The organism is Planococcus sp. CAU13, from assembly GCF_000775575.1.
GTDB lineage: Bacteria > Bacillota > Bacilli > Bacillales_A > Planococcaceae > Planococcus.
On the sequence record NZ_JRGN01000150.1, the window covers coordinates 1 to 2,150 of the forward strand.

The following is a 2,150-nucleotide window of genomic DNA, read 5'->3' on the forward strand; positions in this document are numbered from 1 at the left end:
AAAGAAGCTTTTCGCTGTGCGAAAAGCCTCCATTAACCTCAAAACCTCAATATTTATCAGTGGTTGCCCCCAAAACGGCGGCGCGCACCACCGGAAGATCCGCAAATGCCTGCAATTCTTCCGGAGAACCGGTGACAACGACTCCGGAAATCGCCAATTCATCCGCCGCCACTTCAGATGCACCATCACCAGCGATCGCATCATAAATCCGTCCGGCATCCTCCTGGAAATCACCTTTTTCATTCCTGAGCCAGTCCAGCTGCCGGATAAACATACCCGCCGACTCCCTCACATCACGTCCGCCGAAAAAGCCATACGCTTCATTTCCGTAAACCGGCTGCTGCAATTCGCCGCCAACCGGTGTGCTCACATCCACCCAATACCAATCCGCCAACTCGGCAAACTGTTCCTCAACTTCTTCCAGTCCATAAGCCGCATCAAACGAAAAAGCCATTTCCACTACTTTATTGCCGTCAATTTCTTCCAGCAGCGGCCGCTCGTCCGGCAGGAATTCATAATCGAGTTCAGGCGAATAAAATTCAATCAGCCGCTCTCCTTCGAAATACATGATCATGCGGTCATCTTCAATCGATCCTCTTCCGGAATAGGAAGAGGCCTGCACAGGCTGTGAGGCGCCGAACATCGAAAAATTCTTTTCCCGCTTCTCCCACGGAACCGGCACACCCGCCACATATTTCATGGAAGAAGTCATGACTGAAGCTGAAAACGGCGTGTAATTATAATGCGAACCGCCCGTTTCCACATTCGCACCGCGGATGGATTCCGTCGCGTAAAAATAATCCATTTCGGTCTCCATATTCTTATACATCAGATACGTCCCCAGCCACATGAGGCCAAAAATCAGCAGCCCACTCACAACTACCGACACCAAAATAGTGCGGATCAGCGATTTCCTCCGTGCCTTCTTCACCAATTTCGAAAAATCGCCGTCGCCAGGAAATAATTCATCTTTATCATTCATAGCCCTGCCTCCTGTACTCTTTCACAAATTCCTGCCGCGCCCGGTACAGCGTCGTTTTGACCGAGTCTTCCTTCATTTCATACAGCTCCGCAATTTCACGGATTGCGAGTTCGAGGCTGTATTTCAGCAATAAAACCTGCTGATGTTTCGGCTTTAATCTTTTCATCACGCCATCCACATCCTGCCTTCGCTCATTATCCAGCATCGCCTGTTCCGGCGTGAATTCCTCAAAAAGCTGCTGATAATTGAATTTCAGATCGATATCTTTCCGCCGCGACCGCTTGCGGTACAAATCGTAATATCCATTGACTGCAACACGGAACAGCCAGCTTTCAACATTTTTATGGCTAATCGAATCTATGTAAAGGATGAATTTATACGCCGTATCCTGAACGATATCTTCTGCATCTTCTTTTGAAGCGCCCATCTTCATCAAATAGGATTTCACTATTTTTAAGTAATCATATAATTTCTGGTCCATCATCGAATCGCCCATTCACCGGCCTCCCCTTATATAAACGTTCAACCCGGGAGAAGGTGAACAAGAATTATGAAATTTTATGCGAATAAAAAATGGCGGACGCCCTGCCAACTGTCATCACTGGCTTTCTTCCGGATCCTCCTCCAGCACCCACGGCATCGAAAACTCAAAATTCACCTGAATGACCGGCTCCGGAAAATTATCCGGCAACAATTCCATCTCTTTTGAAAGTCCAATCTGCATCCCGTCCACTTCAGCGGTGTTCCCGGCATTCCAGTCCTCCATCGTGCTCCACTTGCCTTCCAGCAACGTCCCGGAAAATTGATAATTACCGATTGCCAACTGCTGACCGTCTTTATTTCCCGGGAAATATGAAACATGATTCGGCGTCGCCGCTTCGATACCCAGTTCCAGGAGCTTCTCCCGGAGCAGCGGATGCTTCTGCTGAATCACGGCGGAAAAATTTTGGCAATAAAGGCAATCACACACTTCCAATTTGTTCTGATTAAAATGGAGCGTCTTTTCAACGTCCACATCCAACACCCAAATCGCCAGCTTCACATTTTTCATTACGCCCGCCTCCTGCAAATCTTTCCTTCTATTCTACCATTTCACAAAAATGCCCCAGCCATCAATTGGCTGGAGCATTCTTTGTACTGTCCAGACTCCAGCGGCCCAACTCTTCGG

At 48.2% G+C, this 2,150-nt stretch carries 3 protein-coding genes; all 3 read right to left on the reverse strand.

Annotated elements, in window-relative coordinates; all coding sequences use genetic code 11:
• Positions 1-46 precede the first annotated feature (46 nt).
• Positions 47-982 (reverse strand): anti sigma factor C-terminal domain-containing protein, encoded by a 936-nt coding sequence (locus KW93_RS06290; RefSeq protein ID WP_033542138.1) that lies wholly within the window; start codon positions 980-982, stop codon positions 47-49.
• Complete coding sequence (locus KW93_RS06295; protein WP_033542139.1) at positions 975-1,478, reverse strand: RNA polymerase sigma factor; 504 nt, start codon at positions 1,476-1,478, stop codon at positions 975-977. The genes KW93_RS06290 and KW93_RS06295 overlap by 8 nt, the downstream gene beginning before the upstream one ends.
• Positions 1,479-1,580: 102 nt before the next feature.
• Complete coding sequence (locus tag KW93_RS06300; protein WP_033542140.1) at positions 1,581-2,033, reverse strand: hypothetical protein; 453 nt, start codon at positions 2,031-2,033, stop codon at positions 1,581-1,583.
• Between the last annotated feature and the right edge of the window lie 117 nt (positions 2,034-2,150).